Raw genomic sequence first — 21,661 nt, 5'->3', positions numbered from 1 at the left:
CGAATAACAATCAATGATCGGGCCGCGCGTTTATCCGGCGCGGGCGCCCGCCTACGATGCTGCTTCATCGACACCCGTTCATCGAAGGAGCGCTCCATGGCCCGCATCGTTCGTTTCCACCGCGTCGGCGGCCCCGACGTACTGCAGATCGACACCGTCGACGTGCCCGCGCCGGGCCCCGACGACATCCAGCTACGCGTGAAGGCGATCGGCGTCAATCGCGCGGAAATCATGTTCCGTCGCGGCGAATACACGTTCATGCCGCGCTTTCCGGCGTCGCTCGGCTACGAGGCGTCGGGCGTGGTCGCGGCGGTCGGCCGCAACGTGACGGCGTTCGCCGAAGGCGACGCGGTGAGCGTCGTGCCCGCATTCTCGTTCGCCGACTACGGGATGTACGGCGACGTGGTCAACGTGCCCGCGCATGCGGTGGTCAGGCATCCGGACAGCCTGTCGTTCGAGGAAGCGGCCGCGACGTGGATGATGTTCGTGACGGCCTACGGCGCGCTGATCGAACTCGGCGGGCTCCAGCGCGGCGATGCGGTGCTGGTCGGCGCCGCGTCGAGCAGCGTCGGGCAGGCCGCGATCCAGGTCGCGAACCAGATCGGCGCGGTGCCGATCGCGCTGACGCGCGGCGAATCGAAACGTCGGGCGCTGCTCGATGCAGGCGCGAAGCACGTGATCGTCGGCAGCCCCGCCGACCTGCCGCAACAGGTGGCCGAAATCACGGGCGGCATCGGCGCGCGTCTCGTGTTCGACCCGGTCGGCGGCCCCGACGCGGCGAACCTGCTGCGCGCGCTGGCCACCGGCGGCACGTTCTTCCAGTACGGCGCGCTCGACCCGCGCGACATCCCGGTGCCGGTGATGGACCTGCTCGCGCGCCACCTGACGCTGCGCGGCTACGAGCTGTTCGAGATCACCGGCAGCGCGCAACGGCTCGAACGCGCGAAGCGCTTCATCGTCGACGGGCTCGCGGCCGGCACGCTGAAGCCGCGAATCGATCGCACGTTCGCGTTCGACGACATCGCGGACGCGCACCGCTACATGGAAGCCGGCGCGCAGGTCGGCAAGATCGTCGTCACGGTCTGAGCCGCGCCCATGGCGAGCGGCGCGCGCCGCTCGTCAGCTTTCGAAATACCGCGGCCGGTCGATATCGGCCAGCAACCGCGGCTGCGTCGGCGCCCAGCCGAGCGATGCCCGTGTGCGCTCGCTGGTTGCGGGCGCATCCATCCCCGCAAACATCGCGAACCAGCCGAAGTGCTCGCCGGCTTCCGCCGCCGACTTCGCGACGACCGGCACGTTCAGCCGCCGGCCGATCACCTCGGCGATCTCGCGGAACGGCACGCCCGTATCGTCGACCGCGTGATAGCGCGCGCCGGCCGCGCCGCGTTCGATCGCGAGCCGGTACACACGCGCCGCGTCGAGCCGGTGCACGGCCGGCCAGCGGTTCGCGCCGTCGCCGACGAACGCCGATACGCCCTTCTCCCGCGCGAACGCGATCAGGCGCGGCACGAACGCGTGATCGCCGTCGCCATGCACGGACGGCGGCAGGCGGACGACCGACGCATGCACGCCGCGCGCTTCCAGCGCGACCGCGGTCGCTTCGGACGCACGCGGATAGCTCGCCGACACCGGCACGTGCGGATCGTCCTCCGTCGCCGCGCGGCCGGGCGCGACGAGCGCGAGGCCCGACGTGACGACCAGCGGCCGCGCCGAGCCGGCGAGCGCCGCGCCGATCGTCTCGATCGCGCGGCGATCGAGTTCGCAGTTCTGCGCGAAGCGCGAGAAGTCGTGATTGAATCCCGTGTGGATCACCGCATCGGCGGCCTCGGCGCCGCGCGTCAGGCTGTCGAGATCCTCCAGCGACCCGCGATGGACGTCGGCACCGGCCGCGGCGACCGACGCCGCGGCCGCATCGGACCGCGCGAGCCCGAGCACCGAGTGCCCGGCCGCCACGAGTTCGGCCACGACGGCCGAGCCGACGAATCCCGATGCTCCCGTAACAAAGACACGCATGTTCAGCACCTCCGGATGAAATGGAGGCTTACTATGTGCGGATGGCCGCTCGCGGTGAAGTCGTGACGGTTTACCGGTAAACGAACTAACAGGATATGGCTGACGCCCCCGACAACCTGCTCGGCGCGTACCTGCGGGACCGCCGCGAGAAACTCGACCCGGCCGCGCTCGGGCTGCCGGCCACGCGCCGGCGCACACCGGGCCTCCGGCGCGAGGAAGTCGCGCAGCGCGCGCACGTGAGCGCCGCGTGGTACACGTGGCTCGAACAGGGGCGCGGCGGCGCGCCGTCGGCCGACGTGCTCGACCGGCTCGCCCGCGCGCTGATGCTCAACGACGCCGAACGCGAGCACCTGTTCCTGCTCGGCGTCGGCCACCCGCCCGAGGTGCGCTATCACGCGCCGGCCAGCGTGACGCCGCGCCTGCAGCACGTGCTCGATTCGCTCGACGCGAGCCCGGCGATCATCCGCACGGCGACGTGGGACGTCGTCGCGTGGAACGACGCGGCGGCCGCGACGCTGACCGACTACGCGACCCTGCCGCCGGCCGCGCGCAACATCCTGCGGCTGATCTTCGTCGACGCACGCGTGCGCGCCGTGCAGCCGAACTGGGAGCGCATCGCGCGGTTCGCGGTCGGGGCATTTCGTGCGGACGTCGCGCGCAGCGGCGCGACGCAGGCCGTGCAGGCGTTCGTCGACGAGATGCGCGCGACGAGCGCCGAATTCGACGCGATGTGGCGCGACCACGCAATCCATTCGCAGCACGAAGGCACGAAGGAGATCCGCCATCCGCAGGCCGGCCGGATCGCGTTCGAATATTCGGCGTTCACGGTCACCGGCCGCCCGGACCTGAGCCTCGTGATCTTCACGCCGGCGACGCCGGCCGACCGCGAGCGGATCCGGGCGCTCGTCGCGGCCCGCGAACAGGCACGCAGCACGGCGCAAGCGCCGGCCGTGTGACCGCGCACGGCTTTCCCGGGAGCGTGATTCCGCACGACACGGATCGACGGATCGACGGATCGACGGATCGACGGATCGCGAAGCAGTATGTGCCGTTCGATATCGACCACTGACGAACGTACGCGGAAAACGCAAAGGGGCGTCGCGCGCTGAACGCGCGACGCCCCTGGCTCATTCACGGAAAAGTGCCGACTATGCCGCGCGCTGCAGCAGGTCCGTCGCGAAAGACTTCGCATGCGCGACGGCTTCCTGCGCGTCGCCGAATACGCCGAGCTGATCCCAGTGCTCTTCGGCCGCGTAGGTGCCTTTCACGGCGAGCGCCCGCTGGACGCTCAATTGCGCCGCGTATCGGCCGTCGTCCAGCGGCCGGGCCGTCGCGACGACCTTGTGCGGCGGGCTGGCCCGCTCCGGCTGAACCAGCTCGACAGGGCCGCTGACCGTGCCGATATTCATCAACTCGTTTCTGGCGTTGCAGTCGGGGCAGTAGAAGCACCAGCCCGCGTCCTCCTGATGGTGCCTGACCTGCCCGCGAGCCAGCACGGCACGACATTCGACGTTTTCGCAGATGAACGGCATCGCAGTCTCCGGAGTTGTTTGTCGGAAATCCTAGCATGTCCGCGGGCGGTCAACCATCGGCATCCGCATGATTGCCGTGCCGGGGTTCCGGCGGGTTACGGAGGCCCGGCCGCAGGAGCGTCGCCGCCTTTCGCTGCGCTGCAAAATCGGCACGTTTCCCGGATCGGGAAGCCGCTGGCGCGACCGTGCGCGGGATCGTGCCCCACGCATTCTCGGAGAATCGTGCAAGAAATGCGGACTTGCGGAATAACGGTCACGCATGCTTCCGCGCGATGCTGTCGGTTCTTCATCTCCCACCGAGGAACGGACATGACCCGCCACAACATCGAACGGAAAGTGATCCTGATCACCGGCGCGAGCAGCGGCATCGGCGAGGCCACCGCCCGCTATCTGGGCGCGCGCGGCGCGCGCCTGATGCTCGGCGCACGCCGTACCGAACGCCTCGCCGCGCTCGCCGACGACATTCGCGCCGAGGGCGGCACCGCGGCCTGGCGCGCGCTCGACGTCACGCGACGCGACGACAGCGTCGCCTTCGTCGACGCCGCGCTCGCCGAGTACGGGCAGATCGACGTCATCGTCAACAACGCGGGCGTCATGCCGCTGTCTCCGATGGCGTCGCTGCAGGTCGACGAGTGGGACCGCATGGTCGACGTCAACATCAAGGGCGTGCTGTACGGCATCGCGGCCGTCCTGCCGGTGATGAATCGGCAGGGTTTCGGCCAGATCGTCAACGTGTCGTCGATCGGCGGATTGCGCGTATCGCCGACGGCCGCCGTCTATTGCGCGACGAAATACGCGGTACGCGCGATCTCCGACGGCTTGCGGCAGGAGAACGACAAGCTGCGCGTCACGAGCATCTGCCCGGGTGTCGTCACGTCCGAGCTGGCCGACACGATTACCGATCCGGTCGCCGCAGAAGCGATGACGCGATACCGCAGCATCGCGCTCGAACCCGACGCGATCGCGGCGGCCATCGCGTATGCGATCGCGCAGCCGGCCGATGTCGACGTGAACGAGATCGTCGTGCGTCCGACCGCGACGGTCGCGGGTTAGCAGACGGCGCGTCTGCCCGAGCTCGTCCGGGATAAACTGTCGGCCCGACACCGAACCTGGAGAGGCTCAATGTTGATCCGCGTTGCGACACTGACCGATGCCGTCCCGCTTGCCGAATTGAAGCGCGATACGTTTCGCGAAACCTTTCTGCAGGACGGGTTCGGCATCGACTATCCGCCGGACGATCTGGCCGAGTACGAAGCCCGGACGTACTCGGTTGCGGCGATCGCCGAGCAGCTCGGCGACCCGCGGTGCCGGACGTGGGTCGCGGAAGGCGACGACGGCACGCTGGTCGGATACGCGCATGCGGGGCCGTGCAAGCTTCCGCACCCGGACGTGACGGACGGTGCGGGCGAGATCCATCAGATCTATCTTCGACGCGGCACGCAGGGAACCGGCGCCGGACGGGCGTTGTTCGACGCCGCGCTCCAGTATCTCGCCGCGACGCGCCCCGGCCCGATATGGCTGGGCGTGTGGTCCGGCAACGCGAAGGCCATCGCGTTCTACGAGAAGGCAGGCTTCAAGCGTGTCGGTACGTACGATTTCAAGGTCGGCGAATCGACCGATCTGGAGTTCATCTACCGCCGCTGACCGTCCGCTCCCGTCGGCATCGCTTCGACGCGGCGCAAACGAATACAGGCAACCAGTGACGGCGTCTTCGGTTCGTCGAACGGATGACGCAAGCCCCCCCTCGATCCGCGCCGGCGAACGGGGACACGCGCCGGAACCGGCAGATCGAGCGGTGACGGGCGCCGGCGCGCACGGGCACGGCCACGCACGCCGCGACCATCATTTGCGGGAGTGATGACACTCCCCTTTTTCTGTGGATTTGACCGGGAGAGCCGGGCCGACAACACTAGCCCGCAGTGCCGCACGAGACGGCACGCACCCGCCCCCCCATCAGAGCCCGCCATGTACCCGACCGACACCGTGCAATCCCCGAGCGCCGCCCGGCCGCTCGCCGACCGGCAACTGCGCCGGATCGTCATCGCCTCCGTCGCCGGCAACGCGATGGAGTGGTACGACTTCTTCGTGTACGGCACCGCCGCGGCGCTGGTATTCGGCCACGTGTTCTTTCCGGCCGGCGCATCGCCGCTCGCGGGCAGTCTCGCCGCGTTCGCGGCATTCGCGCTCGGCTTCGTCGCGCGCCCGCTCGGCGGGATCGTGTTCGGCCACGTCGGCGACCGCTACGGGCGCAAGGCGTCGCTCGTGTGGACGCTGCTGATCATGGGCGCATCGACCTTCGCGATCGGCCTGCTGCCGACCTATGCGCAGGTCGGCCTGTGGGCGCCGGCCGCGCTCGTCGTGCTGCGCCTGCTGCAGGGCATCGCGTCCGGCGGCGAATGGGGTGGCGGCGTACTGATGATCAGCGAGAACGCGCCGCCCGAGCAGCGCGGCTATTACGCGGCGTGGAGCCAGCTCGGCGTGGGCGGCGGCTTCGTGCTGTCGTCGGCCGCGTTTCTCGCCGCGCAGGCGCTGCCGGACGACATGTTCCGCACGTGGGGCTGGCGGCTGCCGTTCCTCGCGAGCGTCGCGATCTTCGCGATCGGCCTCTATATCCGCCGCCATCTGCCGGAAAGCCGCGACTTCGAGCAGGCCGGCAAGCGCGGCGCGCGCACGCATTTGCCGATCGTCGAGTGCATCCGCCGCCATCCGAAGGAAATCCTGCTCGCGATGGGGCTGCGTGTGGCCGAGAACGGCGGCGCGTACATCTTCCTCGCGTTCTCGCTCGTCTACGGCAAATACGTCGGCATCCCGAACGGCACGATGCTGACCGGCGTGATGATCGCGATGATCGTCGAGATGGGCGCGATGCTCGCATGGGGCCGCCTGTCCGACCGGATCGGCCGCAAGCCCGTGTACCTGATCGGCGCGCTGAGCCTCGTCGCGTGCGCGTTTCCGTTCTTCTGGCTGCTCGACACGCGCGCGACGCCGCTCGTGTGGCTCGCGCTCACGGTCGGCACGGCGGTGAGCCACGGCGCGATGATCGGTACGCTGCCCGCGCTCGTCGGCGAGCTGTTCAGCACCGAGGTGCGTTACTCGGGCGTCGCGCTCGGCCACGAAGTCGCATCGATCTTCGCGGGCGGGATGTCGCCGTTGATCGCGACCGCGCTGCTCGCGCGCTATCACGCGTCGTGGCCGGTGTCGCTGTTCCTCGTTGCGCTCGGCCTCGTGACCGTCGCGACGCTGTGCGCGATGCGCGAGACGCGCATCGCGCCCGCCGACGGTTCGCGCGACCACTCGGCATGAACGCGCGACGCTCAGCGCCCGGCGTCGCGCCGCGCGCCGTCGAATGCCGGCGCCAGCCCGAGATGATCGAGCAGCCGCGCGAATTCTCCGAGCCGCTGCCGCATGTACGCCGGCACGTCGACCGCCGCATAGTCGTGGAAGCCGGCACCCGTGCGTACGCCGTCGCGTCCGGCTTCCATGTTGCGCACGACGCTCGCGGCCGGGGCGAAGCGCGGGCCGATCTCGCCGGCCAGATACGTCGACGCGTAGTACAGGATGTCGCAGCCGCCCCAGTCGATGAATTCGAGCAGCCCGAGCACCGCGAAGCGCGGGCCGAAGCCGGTGCGAATCGCAGTGTCGATGTCCTCGGCGCTCGCCACGCCCTCCTCGACCATCCGCGCGGCCTCGTTCATCGCGAGCGCCTGGATGCGCGGCACGATATAGCCGGGCGCCGGCCCGCAGATCACCGGCTTCTTGCCCACGCGCTCGAGCAGCGCCGCGAGCCCGTCGACGACGGCTCGGTCGGTCGCATCGCTGCGGCTGACCTCGACGAGCGGCATCAGCAGCGCGGGATTCAGCCAGTGCGCGTTCAGCATCCGCGCCGGGTGCGCGACATGGCGCTGCAATTCGGTGACGACGAACGTCGACGTGGTCGACGCGATCGTTGCGTGCGCATCGACGTGCTCGCCGAGCCAGCGCAGCGCGTCGGCCTTGGCATCGAGCACTTCGGGCAGCGCTTCGAACACGATATCGGCGTCGCGCACCGCGTCCGCCGCGCCGTCGCGCGCCACGAGCGCGATACGCGCGACGACGGCGTCGGCCTGCGCGGCATCGATGCGGCCCAGTGCGACCTGCGCCTGCACGGGCCGGGCGAGCTCGCCGCGCGTGCGTTCGTCGAACGCGCGCAAGCCGGCCACATCGCGCGGCTTGAAGTCGATCAGCGTCACGTCGAGGCCCGCGAACGCGAACACGAGCGCGATGCCCTGCCCCATGCGTCCCGCGCCGAGCACGTGGATGCGCGTCACATCGGCGGCCGCCTTCATGCCGCGTACCCCGCGTCGAGCAGTGCGCGCAGCGCGTCCTTCGACAGCGCCGCGAGCCCGAGCCGCTCCAGCGTGCGGCCTTCCGCATACAAGTCGCGCACCGCGACAGCACTCGCGATGCTCAGCAGCCCCTGCGCGACGGGCGTCGGCACGCCGGCCCAGCGCCCGCACGACACGATGAACGACAGCCCGAGCCGGGTGTCTTCGAGCATGTAGCGATGCGTGCGCAGATCGATCTTCTCGCGCCAGTCGCCGCTATCGGTCAGCTTGCCGTGCGCGCCGCGCCCGTACATCCACTCGTCGCCTTCGGTCGCATAGTGATCGGCGAGCGGGAAATGCGGCGCGCGGTAGCCGAGCGCTTCGCGCACCGCGACGCGTTCGGCGTCGAGCGCGTTCGTCACGCGGCGAATCGACGGCTGCGTGCCTTCGTTGTGGATGTCCCACGCGTCGAAGTGTTCGAGCGGCCCGGCGTTCATCAGGATCAGCGGCGGGTGAATCACCGGGCCCGCGTTCATCAGCGCGCCGGACAACGCATCCTCCACCGGCTCGACCGACGGATAGCCCGCCCGCAGCACGTCGAACGCCCAGCCGGCCGCGTTCGCCGGCCATACGCCGGTCGGCAGGCGCGTCGCGTACGCGCTGATCACGACATCGTTGTCGCCATGCTTGCGCACCAGGTACGGCAGCGTGCCCGTTTCGGCGAACGCGACGCGCGAACGGTTGCCGGCGTCGGCCGCCGCACGCGCGAACACCGCGCTGCCGAACGTGCCGGGCGGCAGGAACACGACCTGGCCGTCCTCCAGCAGCGGCGCGACCTGCGCGGCGAGCGCGTCGTGCGACGTGGCCGGCAGCGGCACCACGACGAGCCGTGCGCCATGCAGTGCAGCGGCGAGATCGTCGGTCGGACGGATCGCGCCTGGTCCATCGCCGAGCGGCACCACGCGCTTGCCGCGATAGTCGGTGACGTTCAGCCCGCCAAGCGCGCGCAGCCGCGCATGCGGCTCGCGATCGCGCCGCCACCATGTCACGTCGTGGCCTTTTTCGAGCAGGTCGATGGCCGCCGCATGGCAGCCGTGGCCGCCGCCCAGAACACATACCTTCATCGTCTTCTCCCGGTGATCGAGTTTGTCCGAGACTACGCGGCCGCCCGCGCCGCGTCGCTTCGAAACGCGCAACGACGCGCCCGTTCGCGCAACGCATTCGCGAGGCTGCGCATACCGCCGCGCCTCCGCATCCGCCACGAGGTCCACGCATGCACATCGCCCTTTCCCGCCATGCGCCGAACCGGCTCGGCCTGCTGCAGGCGCCCGACGAAGTCGAACGCGCGGTCGCGCACCGGTTCGGGCCGCACCGGATGGCCGTGTCCGGCCGCGATCCGTTTCATGCGGAGCTGTACGAGGTGCCGCTGCATCACGGCGCGCTGCTCGAACTCTGCTACGGCCGCGAAACGCGCATCGATTTCGGCGACGACGCCGATCACTTCCTGTTCCGGCTGACGCTCGCCGGCGCGTGCGAGTTGCAGGCCGGCAGCGTCGTCGTGCGCGCCGGCCCCGGCGAGCTGACCGTGTCGTCGCCCGCGCTCGCGAGCCGCCTGCGCACGAGCCGCGATTGCCGCAATCTCGTGCTGCGGCTCGAACGCGGCGCGCTCGAACGCAAGTTGCAGGACATGCTGCAGGTCACGCTCACGCGGCCGCTGCAATTCGACCTCGCGGCCGGCCGTGCCGGCAAGGGCATGGGCGCGGCGCTCGTGCTGCCGACCTTCGAGTACCTGTGCCGGCTCGGCGCGCAGCCGGGCCTCGGCGCGGCGTCGCCGGCGTTCGGCGCCGACCTCACCGCGTGGCTGATGTCGCTGCTGCTCACGCACCTGCCGCACGCGTACAGCGACGCGCTGCTGCGCGGCACGCCGCCGCTGCCCGCCTACGTGCGGCGTGCCTGCGCGCACATCGATGCGCACCTCGGCGAACCGCTCGCGCTCACCGTGCTGGCTGCCGTCGCCGGGGTCGCGCCGCGCACGCTGCAGCATGCGTTCCGCGCATTCCTGCACACCACGCCGGCCGCGTACGTGCGCGAGCGTCGGCTCGCCGCCGTGCACGCGGCGCTGCAACGCGGCGACGCGCACAGCGTGACCGACGTGCTGATCGCGCACGGTATCCATGGCTTCGGCCATTTCGCGAAGGCGTATGCGCGACGTTACGGCCACGCGCCTTCGGTCACCGCGAGGCAAGCACGATGACGCACTCCGCCCCCGGCCGGCCGCCGGCCCGCTCCGATCCCGCGCCGCACGACGCGGACGCATCCGACGGCCTGCGCGTGCAGGATCTCGATCTCAACCTGTTGAAGACGTTTCGCGCGGTGTATGAAGAGCGGCACGTCGGCCGCGCGGCGCTGCGGCTCGGCGTCACGCAGCCGTCCGTCAGCTACGCGCTCGGCCGGCTGCGGCTGATGTTTCGCGACGCGCTGTTCGTGCGCACCGGCACCGGCGTCGAGCCGACCCCGCGTGCGCAACGGCTCGCGATCTCCGTCGACAAGGCGCTCGCGATCCTGCAGGACGTGCTCGACGAAGGCTCGCGCTTCGCGCCCGACAGCACGCAGCGCGTGTTTCGCCTGCACATGAGCGATTTCGCGGCGAGCGCATTCCTGCCGACGCTGCTCGCCGCGTTCGACCGGCGCGCGCCGGGCGCCGTGATCGAGACGCTGCACGTCGACGAATGCCAGCTCAACGTCGCGCTCGAATCGGGCCGCATCGACTTCGCGCTCGGGCATTTCGCCGATGCGTCGAGCCACTTCCAGCGCACCGCGCTGCTGCACGAGCGCTGCGTGCTGCTGATGCCGCGCCGCACCGCGCAGCGCGCCGGGTTGCCCGACGATTTCGTCCTCGACGGCACGGCGCCCGACACGCTGCGCTTCGTCGCGGTCACGTCGCATCCGCAATCGATGCAGTTGCTCGAACGGCACGAACTGATGCCGCGCGTGCGCGCGGCGCTGCCCGATTTCATGGTGGTGCCGGCATTGCTGCGGGACGGCGATTACGCGCTGATCCTGCCGGAGACGATCGCGATCACGTTCGCGGCACGCCAGCCGTGCGTGCTGTACGAAATCGCCGGCGCCGGCGAATGGGCCGTCAACGCGTACTGGCATCGCCGCTTCGATGCGGATCCCGGTCATCGCTGGCTGCGTGCGCTGCTGCTGGAACTGTTCAATATCGGCGAGCAGGCACCGTTCGACGCATGGCTCGCACCGCAGCCGCCCGCGTGCGCGTAGCGGCGCAAGCTGGCTCGCCGACACGGTCAGAACGACGTGAGGATGCCCGCGACGAGCGAGCTGGCGGTCGCGCCCGATTTCGCCACCGCGACGCCGCCGCCGGCCGCGCCGTTGACGACGAAGCGTGCGTGCGCGCCGTTGCGCACCATCGCGGCGCCCGTGTACAGCACCGTGCGCTTCGACAGCGGATAGTCGAAACGGATGCCGTACGAATCGGCGTTGCCGTCGCTGTCGGCCACCTTCCGGTAATGGCCGACGCTCAGCAGCAGCGACGCACGCCCGATCGGCACCGTCGCGCTGAGTTCCATGATGTCGCTGTGCGGATAAGCGCTCTGGCTGTCGATCGCGGTCGCCACATCGGGACCGCCGCGATGACGCAGGTACAGCGCGGCCACCTTCACGACGTTGAAGTCGTACGAAATCGCACCGAGCGTGTAGTTGCCGTTCGCGGCCGTGCTCGTGGCGCCGAGCGTGGACGACGCAACCGGGCTGAACTTCTGCTGCATGTAGTCGACGTCGACCGACAGGCCGCCGTGTACGTAGTTGAGCCCCGCGCCGTACGTGTCGCCCAGCGTCGCCGGTTGCCCGGCCGCGCCGTTCGTGCCGCGCGCGGCCATTGCGCGCAGCACGAAGCCCGCGGAGCGCGGCGACGTGTAGCGCATCGAATTGCGCACGCGCAGGAACGCGGGCCCGACGAAGTTGTTGGTCGCGTTGCCCCATGCGAGCCCCGCGCCGAGGCCTGGCAGGCTGTACGTGACGAGCGTCGTATGCAGGATCGTGTAGAGCTCGCCGAACTGCACGCCGCCGAACGGCCCCGTGATGCCGACCCACGCTTCGCGGCCGAACAGCGCGCTACCGTTCGCCAGTGCGCCGCTCGCCGCGTTGAAACCGTCCTCGAGCTTGAAGATCGTCGCGTAGCCGCCGCCGAGATCCTCGACGCCCTTCAGCCCCCACTGCGACGCCCACAGGTTGCCGCTGCCCATGCGCGCCACGTGGTTCGGCCCGGCGTTCGCGTATTCGATCGCGGTGTCGATGCGGCCGTAGAGCGTCACGCTCGATTGCGCGACGGCAGGCAGCGCCGTGCACGCGAGCAGCGCGGCAAGCGGTACGGCAAGCCGGTCGGCCCGCCCGTTCGGTTGGTTCATGTTCGTCGTCCCGTGGAAGTGCCGGCGCCGGTCGGCCTCGCGCCGCGTGGTGTGAGGCGCGTTCGCCGCGAACGGCCAACGCTGCCGATAAAAAACGGGCCGAGTCTAGGAACGACAATTTCGGACGTCGACGCAATGCGCTCTATAACGCTTATAGATGCGCCGCATGAAGCGCGGGCGCCCCGCCGCACGCGCGCGGCGCGGCGGCCCGCGCGCACGGCCTCGGTGTTTTCTTTATCCGGGTCGGTAAATGTCCGTGTGGCGCGGCTGTCACTCCGGCTATGGCGGCCGAATTTGGCCGACTACGCTGCGTCTCCGATCGTGTCACCCGCACGCTTTCGCGCCGCGACGGCGCCCGGCCCGCCGGGCCGATGCCGCGCTTTTCCACCGCCCGCTCCTGGAGAACCCGCATGTCCGCATCCACGGCCCGCGCTGCCGACGGCAAGCGCTATACGTACGAATGGTATGTCGTCGTCATCTGCATGCTCGCGTACGTCTTTTCGTTCGTCGACCGCCAGGTCCTCGTGCTGATGATCGAACCGATCAAGCGCGACCTGCACCTGTCCGATACGCAGTTCAGCCTGCTCAACGGCTTCGCGTTTTCGCTGTTCTACGCGGTGATGGGCCTGCCCGTCGCGTATCTCGCCGATCGCTATGCGCGCCCGCGCATCATCTCGCTCGGCATCGCGCTGTGGAGCGTCGCCACCGCCGCGTGCGGGCTCAGCCAGCATTTCGTGCAGATGTTCGTCGCGCGGATGGGCGTCGGCGTCGGCGAGGCCGCGCTGTCGCCCGGCGCGTATTCGATGCTCGCCGACTACTTCCCGAAGGAGAAGCTCGGACGCGCGATCGCCGTGTATTCGCTCGGCTCGTTCATCGGCGGCATCGCGTTCCTGATCGGCGGTTACGTGATCGCGCTGCTCAAGCATGCGAGCGCCTTCACGCTGCCGGTCGTCGGGCAGGTGCATGCGTGGCAGGTCACGTTCCTGATCGTCGGGCTGCCGGGGATCCTCGTTGCGCTGCTGTTCGCCGCGACCGTGCGCGACCCTCAGCGCAAGGGGCTCGCGCAGGATCGCTCGGGCGCCGTGCGGCGCGTGTCGATGCGCGATTCGCTGCGCTTCGTCGGCGCCCACCGCGCGACCTTCTCGTGCCACTACCTCGGCTTCTCGTTCTACGCGATGACGCTGTACTGCCTGCTGAGCTGGACGCCTGCGTTCTATATCCGCCGCTTCGGGATGACGGCCGTCGAAGCCGGCTACACGCTCGGCATCGTGCTGCTCGCCGCCAACACGGCCGGCGTGTTCTGCGGCGGCTGGCTCAACGACTGGCTGCTGCGGCGCGGCCGCGGCGATGCGCCGATGCGCGCCGGCGCGATCGGCGCCGCCTGCATGGCGATCCCCGCGACGCTGTTCACGCAGCTCGACAGCCTGCCGGCGTCGCTCGCGATGCTGGTCGTCGCGATGTTCTTCGCGTCGTTCCCGATGCCGACGTCGACCGCCGCGATGCAGACGCTCGCGCCGAACCAGATGCGCGCGCAGATCTCCGCGCTGTTCCTGCTCGTGTCGAACCTGATCGCGCTCGGGATCGGCACGACCGTCGTCGCGCTGTTCACCGATCGCGTGTTCGGGGCGCCGGCCGCGGTCGGCCATTCGATGTCGATCGTCAACGTCGCGGCGGCTACGCTGGCCGCGCTGCTGCTCGCCGTCGGCTGCCGCCACTATCGCCGCAGCCTCGATCGCGAACGCGGTCACGTGTCGGCCGCGGCGCCGCAGGCGGCCGGCGCAGGCGACGCGATCGCCGTGCGCTGACACACCGGACACCCTGGCGCGCCCACGAATCATCCATCCCACTGATTCAGGCATCGCTTTTTAATCGATTTGATTTATGCGATGCCCGTCCCTATTCTCGATCGCATGACGGCGCGGCGCGCTGCCGCGCCGCTTTCCTCTACCCCACGGAATTTCCCATGCAAGCGAACCGCCACCAGGTCCGGATCGACGCGCTGATCGACGCGGCGCAGGACATCCGCTGTTTCCGGGTCTCGCGCGTCGACGGCCAGCCGTTCGACGCGTACGAGCCGGGCGCCCATATCGACGTCACCGCGCCGTCCGGCATCACGCGGCAATATTCGCTGTGCGGCGACCCCGACGAGCGCGGCAGTTATCTGTTCGCGGTGAAGAAGGAAACGCGCTCGCGCGGCGGCTCGCGTTCGCTGCACGACGACGTGCGCGTCGGCGCCGAATTGTCGATCGGCACGCCGCGCAACCTGTTTCGTCTGACGGATGACGCGAGCGAGCACGTGCTCGTCGCGGCCGGCATCGGCATCACGCCGCTGCTGTCGATGGCGTACGCGCTGAACCGGCGCGGCGCGCGCTACCGGTTGCATTACTTCGCGCGCAGCCGCGAGCACGCCGCCTTCGTCGACGAACTGTCGGCCGAGCCGTTCGCATCGCACGTGACGTTCCATTACGGCGTCGAGCCCGATGCGCTCGCGGCCGAGCTCCGCGGCTGCGTCGCGTCGATCGATGCACACGCACATGTCTATACGTGCGGCCCGGGGCCGTTCATGGATGCGGTCGTCGCCGCGGCCGCCACGCGCGTTCCCGACGAGGCGATCCATCTCGAACGCTTCGCGGCGGACCCCGTCGCCGCGGATACGGGCCACGCCGCAGCCGACACCGGCGCTGCCGACGGCTTCGAAGTGCGCCTGCGGCGCAGCGGGCAATCGGTGCGCGTGACGCCCGACACGTCGATCGTCGACGCGCTCGCGCGCATCGGCGTCGAAGTCGATACGTCATGCGGCGAAGGCGTGTGCGGCACCTGCATGGTGCCCGTCGTCGACGGCGAGCCCGATCACCGCGACCACTGCCTGAGCAAGGCCGAGCGCGCGAGCAATGCGGTGATCTGCTGCTGCGTGTCGCGCGCGCGTTCCGCCGTGCTGGTGCTCGATCTCTGATAAGCCGAGTGCGTCGACATGCGGCGGCGCCGACCTGGCGATCGACCCATGCGCCGGAGACCGGTGCAGGCCGGCGCCGGCGACCTCCATCGGCCGCCCGTCGCGCCCCGCCCGAGCGTCATTCGTCGAAGCGCTCGACGATCTCGGCGAGCAGCGCGCGCATCCACGCGTTGCCCTCGTCCTCGTGGAAGTGCTCGTGCCAGTGCATCGTCACCGGTGCGGGCGGCAGCGTGACCGGCAGCTCGTACAGGCGGAATGCGTTGTCGCGGTTCAGGATCTGCGCGAGCCGCTTCGGCAGCGTCGCATACAGATCGGTGACCGACAGCACGCTCGGCAACGCGACGAAGTGCGGCACCTCGAGCGCGATGTTGCGGCCCACGCCCTGCGCGCGCAACGCATCGTCGAGCGCGTGGTGGCTGTGCTCGACCGATTTCACGTTGACGTGCGCGGCTCGCACGAACTGCTCGAGGCTCAGCGCGACCGCCGTCGGCAGCCCGCGCCGGCGCCCCGTCATGCATACGTAGGTTTCCTCGAACAGCACCTGGTGGCGCGTGCGCGGCATCAGCTCCGGCAGGTTGCCGATCGCGAAATCGAGCCTGCTCGCGCGCAGCGCTTCCTCGATCTCCTCCACCGGCAACGGCTGCACGCTCAGCGTCACGCGCGGCGCACGGTCGCGCAGCGCCTGGCAGATCGCCGGCAGATACGCCATCTCGCCCGCATCCGACAACGACAGCCGGAACGTGCGCGTGCTGGTGGCCGGATCGAAGCGCTCCGCGTAGCGCAACGCGACGCGCACCATGTCGAGCGCCTTGCCGACGATGCCCGCGAGTTCGAGCGCGACCGGCGTCGGCTGCATGCCCGAACGCGTCCGCACGAACAGCGGATCGTCGAACAGCGTGCGCAGCCGGCCGAGCGAATAGCTGACGGCCGGCTGCGACAGCGCGAGCCGCTCGCCGGCCTTCGTCAGGCTGCGTTCCTCGACGATCGCCTGGAACACGCGCAACAGGTTCAGATCGAGATGATCGACCGACGTCATCACCGCCTCCATCATTTGCCGTATTTATTGACTTGCCAATTTTAGATCAATTTGACGGATATGTAGCGGAAGACGAGACTGGGCATTCGAAACCGCGCCCGGCGCGGCCCGATTTCGCGACTCTTTCCCCACGACGACGATGAGCGACATTCCCTACCAGACGATCGACACCCGCGCGTTGCATGGTCTCGCGCAGCCCGACCGCATCGCGCCCGCGATGTATCACGACCCCGCGCTGTTCGAGGCCGAACTCGACCGCATCTTCTACCGCACCTGGATCTGGGTCGCGCACGAGAGCGAGCTGCCGAATCCGGGCGACTTCGTCACGACGACGATCGGCCGCCAGCCGGTGATCGTCGTGCGCGACAAGACCGGCGACATCAACGTGCTGCAGAACCGCTGCCGCCATCGCGGCGCGACCGTGTGCGAAGCGCACAAGGGCAACGCGAAGGGCTTCACGTGCCCGTATCACAGCTGGTCGTATGCGCTCGACGGCACGTTGCGCGCACTGCCGTACGGCGACGGCTACGAAGGCGTGTGCGACAAAGCCGACCTGCCGCTCGTGAAGTTGCGCGTCGGCGTGTATCAGGGGCTGGTGTTCGCGAGCTTCAACGACGCGATCGAGCCGCTCGAGGATTTCCTCGGCGGCGCGAAGCCGTGGATCGACCTGTTCATGAAACAGGGCGCCGGCTACCCGATCAAGGCGAACGGCGAACACAAGTTCAAGTTCAAGGGCAACTGGAAGATCCAGCTCGAGAACACCACCGACCTCTACCACTTCCCGGTCGTGCACAAGTCGTGGATGAAATCGATCGACGACGAGACGGCCGCCGCGATCACGAGCTTCATGACGAGCGAGGACGCGTTCTGCCGCGCGCTCGGCAACGGCCACAGTCTCGCGGTGCTGATGCCCGAGCTGATCGATCTCGACGAGGACGACGGCGCGCCGCTGCCCGAGCGCTTCGCATCGCTCGCCGCGACGCTCGCCGAGCGCCATGCGCCGGACGAAGTGCGTCGCATCGTGCGTTCGCTGATGGGCGTCGGCTTCAACCTGAACCTGTTCCCGAATCTCGCGCTGTCGATGGCGTTCTTCCGCGTGCTGCGGCCGATCTCCGCGCACGAGACCGAGATCCGCCACGTCGCGCTCGCGATGGACGGCGGCCCCGACGAAGCGAACCGCGAGCGGCTGCGCATTCACGAGCACTTCCAGGGCCCGTTAGGCTTCGGCAGCCCCGACGATGCGGAAGCGTGGGAGCGCGTGCAGCGCGGCGCGCACGCAGGCCCCGACGTGCCGATCCTCGTGAATCGCGGGCTGAACCGCGAGACGACCGCCGCGAACGGCGAAAAGACCGCGCATGCGACCGACGAGACCGGCATGCGCGAGGCCTACCGGCAATGGCGCAACATGATGGAGCAGCAATGATGGACGACCGCAACGCCCTTTTCTCCGAGCAGACCTTCGCCCGCGCGGTCGAATTCGTGTGGCGCGAAGCGGAGATGCTCGACCGCCGCGACTACCGCGCGTGGCTCGACCTGTGGGATCCGGCCGGCCACTACGTGGTGCCGATCGATCCCGACACGACCGATTTCGCGGCGACGCTGAACTACGTGTTCGACGACCGCGACATGCGCGAGAAGCGCGTGCAGCGGATGATGTCCGGCTATTCGGCATCGGCCGCCGATGCGGCGCGCACGGTGCGCACCGTGTCGCGCTTCACGCTGGAAAGCAGCGGCGCCGACACCGTCGAGCTGAAATCGGCGCAGGTCGTCGTCGCGTACAAGCGCGGCGTCGCGACGCTGTTCGCGGCCGACGTCACGCACAAGCTGCACGTCGATGCCGACGGCGAGATGCGGATCGCCGAGAAAGTCGTGCGCCTGATCGACTCGACCGAAGCGCTCAGCGCGATCGGCTTCCTGCTGTAAGCCGCGGCCGGTTCGCCGTCGCCGACGCAACGGTGAGCCGGTCACCTTCACCTGTGAGCGGCCGGCGGTTCGCCGTCGCCCGCGCAAAGGTGAACCGGTCACCTTCACCTTTCCGGACGACCATGCCCACACTCGAAGTTTTCCTGCCGGCCGGCCACGACGACGCGCGCAAGGCCGAACTGATCGCCCGACTCAGCAACGCGACCGTCGACGCAATCGGCGCACCGATCGAATCGGTGCGCGTGCTGCTCACCGAGCTGCCCGCGACGCATATCGGCCTCGGCGGCCGCAGCGCCGCGGACGGCGCGCCGCCATCGCTGCCGGTGATCGTCGCGATCCTGATCGCCGGCCGCACCGACGAACAGAAACGCGCGCTGATCGCCGCGCTGTCCGACGCGGGCGCGACCGTGCTCGACGCGCCGCTGCACGCGACGCGCGTGATCGTCAAGGACATTCCGAACACGGACTTCGGCATCGGCGGCCAGACCGCGCGGGCGCTGGGGCGCTGACCATGCGCCGCGCATCGCCGCCCCGCCGTGATGCGACGCAGCCGCTAGGCGGGCGCGTCGGCGAGCGGCAGCGTCACGCGGCAGTCGAGCCCGCCGCCCGCGGCCGGGCTCGCGGCGATCCGCCCGCCGTGGCGCGCGACGATGCTCTTGCACAGCGACAACCCGATGCCGTTGCCGCCGACCTTCGACGACGAAAAGCCGTCGAACAGCCGGTCGTGCGCGCCGGCTTCGATGCCCGGGCCATTGTCGATCGCCCGCAATTCCGCGTGGCCGGCCACGTTCGCGGTGCCGAGCGTCAGCGTGCGCGGCACGCGCTCGCAACTGGCGAACGCCTCGATCGCATTGAACGCGAGATTCAGGATCACCTGCCCGATCAGCACGCGCTCGCAGCGGATCGGCAGCGGCGCGTCGGCCTGCACGATCGCGACCGTCACGCCGGCCTCCTTCGCGCGCAGCTCGATGAAGTACGCGACATCCGCGAGGATGTCGCGCAGGTCGGCCCGCACGACGACCGGCTCGCGCTTCACGATGAATTCGCGCACGCTCTTGATGATCAGCGCCGCATGCTCGGCCTGCCGGTCCGCGCTGCGCAGCCCCCAGATCGCGTCGTCGACGGCGCCGTTGCCGTTCAGCCGCCGCACCGCGCCTTCGATGAAATTACGCACGGCCGCGAGCGGCTGGCTCAGTTCGTGCGCGATCACGGTCGCCATCTCGCCCATCGCGTTGTAGCGGCCCGCGTATTCGAGCATCCGCGCTTCGGCGCGACGCGCGTCCTCGATCGCGACTTCGTCGCTCACGTCGCGGAACTGCACGAGCAGCCCGTCGAGATCGTCTTCGATCTCGACCTGCCGGCACAGGATGCGCAGCCAGCACGCCGAGCCGTCGCGCCGCACGATCCGGTAGCGCTGCGGCGCGGACGGATGCGCCGACGGCGCATCGCGCAACTGCGCGACGAGCCGGTCGCGATCGGCCGCGCAGCAGTAGTCGAGCACCTCGCCGAGCGGCTCGTCGGGCGCGAGGCCGAGCACGCGACGGCCCGACTCGCTGATGAACTGCACGCCGCCGTGCGGCGTCACGACCGCGATGCCCTCGTCGAGATCCTGCATGAACTCGCGCAGCCGCGCCTCGTAGCGGCGCAACTGCTGGCGAACCGCCTCCTCCGCGCTGATGTCGCGAAACTGCACCATCACGACGTCGCGCCCGCGCAGCGGCACGTAGGTCGCGGTGGCCTCGGACAGCATGTCGACGCCCGTGCGCGATCGATAGCACCATTCGTACACCTGCGGCCCGTCCACGCGCGCACGATCCCATGCGCTCACCGCGATCTCGCGCCGGTACTTCGGCTCGGGACGCGTCATGTCCGGCGCCTTCAGCGGCAGCAGTTCCTCGACGGAAAAGCCGAGCGCGATGCACGCCGCGCGATTCGCCCACACGATCGCCCGGGTGCGCGCGTCGTGCAGCAGCACGCACGTGGTCAGCGCGTCGAGCAGCCGGTGGAAATCGTCTTCGTCGGGAAAACTCATGATCGGATTCGGAGGAAGGTGCGCGGCGTCGTCGCGCGGCCGGGAACCCAACATAGCACCGGCGCGCGCCGATCGCATCTGAAGATTTCTTTAGGCCGGCACGGAGCATCACCAGTCGCGCGGTCCAACGCACCAATTGCTGCGTGTTTTCGGCGTTTCTAGACTGGGGTCTGTTTGCATATGAAACGCACATGCGAATGCCCGAAATCGCCCCACTCCCAGGAGACTTTCATGCCGCAAGCCGCCCTCGCCATCGAATCCGCACCGGCCTCGCCGCCTGCGGCCAGTCCCGCGGTCGGGCAGTCGTCGCCGCTCGATGCGGTGATCGAAACCGTCGCCGCGCGCCGCGAGGAATTCGACCGGCTGTCGCACGTGCCGCGCGACGTCATCGCGCTGTTCAAGCAGGCCGGCATCTATCGCGCGGGCACGCCGCGCCGCTTCGGCGGCGACGCGCTCGCGCCGACCGCGTTCCTCGACACGATCGAACGGATCGCGACCGCCGACGGCTCGGCCGCGTGGGTCGCGAGCTTCGGCTCCGCGAACGTCTACCTCGCCGCACTGCCGCTCGCGACCCAGGCCGAGCTGTACGCGAGCGGCCCCGACCAGGTGTTCGCGGGCGGCCTGTTCCCGGTGCAGCCCGCGCTGGCCGCGCCGGGCGGCTGGCGCGTGAACGGCACGTGGAAATTCGCGAGCGGCTGCAAGGGCGCCGACTGGCTCGGCGTCGGCATCGCCGTGCCGGGCGCGCAGGACGCCGCACCGAACAAGCCGCGCACGGCCGTGTTCCGCGCCGCCGACGTCGAGATCGTCGAGAACTGGAGCGTGGTCGGCATGCAGGGCACCGGCAGCCACGACCTGCGCGTGAACGACCGCTTCGTGCCCGAAGCGTGGACCTTCGTGCGCGGCGGCGAGCCGACCGTCGACGAGCCGCTGTACCGCTACCCGACCGTCGCGTATGCGGCGCAGGTGCTGGCCGTCGTCAATCTCGGCCTCGCGCGCGCGGCGCTCGACGTCGTGAACCGCATGTCCGGCGGCCGCCAGACGACGACCGGCGCGCCGCGTCTCGCCGATCGCGCGTATTTCCGCATCGAGTTCGCGAAGGCCGAGGCGCAACTGCGCTCGGCGCGCGCGTTCTTCTACGACGCGACCGACTCGGTCTGGCAATCGATCCTCGCCGGCAATCCGGTGACGCCCGACCAGGTCAGCCTGCTGCGGCTCGCGGCCACGCAGATCGCCCGCGAAGGCGCGAGCGTCGTCGAGCGCGCGTACCGCCTCGGCGGCACGGCGGCGATCTATCGCACGCATCCGCTGCAGCGGCTGCTGCGCGATGCGATGGTCGTCACGCAGCATGCGTTCCTCGCCGAAGGCAACTTCGACGGCGCGGGCGCGGTGTTTACCGGCGTCACGCCGTTTCCCGGCTATCTGTGACCCGCATCGACCGACG

20 protein-coding genes are annotated in these 21,661 nt (G+C 69.7%); 13 read left to right on the top strand and 7 right to left on the bottom strand.

Annotation, left to right across the window (positions count from 1 at the left end; translation table 11 throughout):
- The first annotated feature begins 96 nt into the window (after positions 1-96).
- Positions 97-1,086, top strand: a complete 990-nt coding sequence (locus tag WS54_RS02740; RefSeq protein ID WP_059784446.1) for a zinc-dependent alcohol dehydrogenase family protein — start codon at positions 97-99, stop codon at positions 1,084-1,086.
- A gap of 33 nt (positions 1,087-1,119) precedes the next feature.
- Here the strand turns inward: WS54_RS02740 and WS54_RS02735 are convergent, their stop codons facing one another.
- A complete protein-coding gene (locus tag WS54_RS02735; RefSeq protein WP_034205422.1) occupies positions 1,120-2,013 on the bottom strand; it encodes an SDR family oxidoreductase in 894 nt (297 codons plus the stop codon).
- A gap of 95 nt (positions 2,014-2,108) precedes the next feature.
- Between WS54_RS02735 and WS54_RS02730 the strand changes: the two genes are divergently transcribed.
- Positions 2,109-2,969 (top strand): helix-turn-helix transcriptional regulator, encoded by an 861-nt coding sequence (locus tag WS54_RS02730; RefSeq protein ID WP_034205423.1) that lies wholly within the window; start codon positions 2,109-2,111, stop codon positions 2,967-2,969.
- A 192-nt stretch (positions 2,970-3,161) separates the two neighbouring features.
- On the opposite strand, the gene WS54_RS02725 is transcribed toward WS54_RS02730, so the two are convergent.
- Positions 3,162-3,545 (bottom strand): hypothetical protein, encoded by a 384-nt coding sequence (locus WS54_RS02725; protein ID WP_059784449.1) that lies wholly within the window; start codon positions 3,543-3,545, stop codon positions 3,162-3,164.
- 309 nt (positions 3,546-3,854) lie between these two features.
- Here WS54_RS02725 and WS54_RS02720 point away from each other — a divergent pair, with 309 nt between their 5' ends.
- From WS54_RS02720 to WS54_RS02710, 3 genes are all read left to right on the top strand, one after another.
- Positions 3,855-4,598 (top strand): SDR family oxidoreductase, encoded by a 744-nt coding sequence (locus WS54_RS02720; protein ID WP_059784451.1) that lies wholly within the window; start codon positions 3,855-3,857, stop codon positions 4,596-4,598.
- Positions 4,599-4,667: 69 nt separating this feature from the next.
- Complete coding sequence (locus WS54_RS02715; RefSeq protein ID WP_059784454.1) at positions 4,668-5,189, top strand: GNAT family N-acetyltransferase; 522 nt, start codon at positions 4,668-4,670, stop codon at positions 5,187-5,189.
- A 321-nt stretch (positions 5,190-5,510) separates the two neighbouring features.
- The gene (locus tag WS54_RS02710) at positions 5,511-6,848 is read left to right on the top strand and encodes an MFS transporter (protein WP_059784457.1); all 1,338 of its coding nucleotides are present in this window, start codon (positions 5,511-5,513) and stop codon (positions 6,846-6,848) included.
- Positions 6,849-6,859: 11 nt separating this feature from the next.
- Here the strand turns inward: WS54_RS02710 and WS54_RS02705 are convergent, their stop codons facing one another.
- Both WS54_RS02705 and WS54_RS02700 read right to left on the bottom strand, forming a co-directional pair.
- The gene (locus tag WS54_RS02705) at positions 6,860-7,870 is read right to left on the bottom strand and encodes a 3-hydroxybutyryl-CoA dehydrogenase (RefSeq protein WP_059784459.1); all 1,011 of its coding nucleotides are present in this window, start codon (positions 7,868-7,870) and stop codon (positions 6,860-6,862) included.
- A complete protein-coding gene (locus WS54_RS02700; RefSeq protein ID WP_059785123.1) occupies positions 7,867-8,973 on the bottom strand; it encodes an NAD/NADP-dependent octopine/nopaline dehydrogenase family protein in 1,107 nt (368 codons plus the stop codon). Before WS54_RS02700 ends, WS54_RS02705 begins: the two co-directional genes overlap by 4 nt.
- 149 nt (positions 8,974-9,122) lie before the next feature.
- On the opposite strand from WS54_RS02700, the gene WS54_RS02695 reads away from it, so the two are divergent.
- Together WS54_RS02695 and WS54_RS02690 are read left to right on the top strand one after the other, a co-directional pair.
- Positions 9,123-10,103, top strand: coding sequence for an AraC family transcriptional regulator (locus WS54_RS02695; protein ID WP_059784461.1), 981 nt, complete (start codon positions 9,123-9,125; stop codon positions 10,101-10,103).
- On the top strand, positions 10,100-11,131 hold the full coding sequence (locus WS54_RS02690) for a LysR family transcriptional regulator (protein WP_059784464.1): 1,032 nt from the start codon (positions 10,100-10,102) through the stop codon (positions 11,129-11,131). Before WS54_RS02695 ends, WS54_RS02690 begins: the two co-directional genes overlap by 4 nt.
- Positions 11,132-11,157: 26 nt before the next feature.
- Here the strand turns inward: WS54_RS02690 and WS54_RS02685 are convergent, their stop codons facing one another.
- Positions 11,158-12,276 (bottom strand): porin, encoded by a 1,119-nt coding sequence (locus WS54_RS02685; RefSeq protein WP_059784467.1) that lies wholly within the window; start codon positions 12,274-12,276, stop codon positions 11,158-11,160.
- 410 nt (positions 12,277-12,686) lie between these two features.
- Here WS54_RS02685 and WS54_RS02680 point away from each other — a divergent pair, with 410 nt between their 5' ends.
- Together WS54_RS02680 and WS54_RS02675 are read left to right on the top strand one after the other, a co-directional pair.
- The gene (locus WS54_RS02680) at positions 12,687-14,081 is read left to right on the top strand and encodes a spinster family MFS transporter (RefSeq protein WP_059784469.1); all 1,395 of its coding nucleotides are present in this window, start codon (positions 12,687-12,689) and stop codon (positions 14,079-14,081) included.
- A gap of 158 nt (positions 14,082-14,239) precedes the next feature.
- The gene (locus tag WS54_RS02675) at positions 14,240-15,229 is read left to right on the top strand and encodes a PDR/VanB family oxidoreductase (protein ID WP_059784472.1); all 990 of its coding nucleotides are present in this window, start codon (positions 14,240-14,242) and stop codon (positions 15,227-15,229) included.
- 118 nt (positions 15,230-15,347) lie between these two features.
- On the opposite strand, the gene WS54_RS02670 is transcribed toward WS54_RS02675, so the two are convergent.
- Positions 15,348-16,265, bottom strand: coding sequence for a LysR family transcriptional regulator (locus tag WS54_RS02670; protein WP_034206245.1), 918 nt, complete (start codon positions 16,263-16,265; stop codon positions 15,348-15,350).
- Between the two features lie 139 nt (positions 16,266-16,404).
- Between WS54_RS02670 and WS54_RS02665 the strand changes: the two genes are divergently transcribed.
- The 3 genes from WS54_RS02665 to WS54_RS02655 all read left to right on the top strand — a co-directional run bounded on the left by WS54_RS02665 (position 16,405) and on the right by WS54_RS02655 (position 18,697).
- Positions 16,405-17,688: an aromatic ring-hydroxylating oxygenase subunit alpha gene (locus WS54_RS02665; RefSeq protein WP_059784475.1), complete on the top strand. Its 1,284-nt coding sequence runs from the start codon at positions 16,405-16,407 to the stop codon at positions 17,686-17,688.
- Positions 17,685-18,188 (top strand): aromatic-ring-hydroxylating dioxygenase subunit beta, encoded by a 504-nt coding sequence (locus tag WS54_RS02660; RefSeq protein WP_059784478.1) that lies wholly within the window; start codon positions 17,685-17,687, stop codon positions 18,186-18,188. Before WS54_RS02665 ends, WS54_RS02660 begins: the two co-directional genes overlap by 4 nt.
- 122 nt (positions 18,189-18,310) lie before the next feature.
- Positions 18,311-18,697: a tautomerase family protein gene (locus tag WS54_RS02655; RefSeq protein ID WP_059784481.1), complete on the top strand. Its 387-nt coding sequence runs from the start codon at positions 18,311-18,313 to the stop codon at positions 18,695-18,697.
- A 44-nt stretch (positions 18,698-18,741) separates the two neighbouring features.
- Here WS54_RS02655 and WS54_RS02650 read toward each other — a convergent pair whose 3' ends face one another.
- Positions 18,742-20,298 carry a sensor histidine kinase gene (locus WS54_RS02650; protein WP_059784485.1) on the bottom strand — a complete coding sequence of 519 codons (1,557 nt, stop codon included), beginning with the start codon at positions 20,296-20,298 and terminating at the stop codon, positions 18,742-18,744.
- Between the two features lie 153 nt (positions 20,299-20,451).
- Between WS54_RS02650 and WS54_RS02645 the strand changes: the two genes are divergently transcribed.
- A complete protein-coding gene (locus tag WS54_RS02645) occupies positions 20,452-21,645 on the top strand; it encodes an acyl-CoA dehydrogenase family protein (RefSeq protein ID WP_059784487.1) in 1,194 nt (397 codons plus the stop codon).
- Positions 21,646-21,661 lie beyond the last annotated feature (16 nt).

The organism is Burkholderia sp. NRF60-BP8 (assembly GCF_001522585.2).
In the GTDB taxonomy this organism is placed as follows: domain Bacteria; phylum Pseudomonadota; class Gammaproteobacteria; order Burkholderiales; family Burkholderiaceae; genus Burkholderia.
This window is presented reverse-complemented; position numbering and strand designations above follow the sequence as displayed.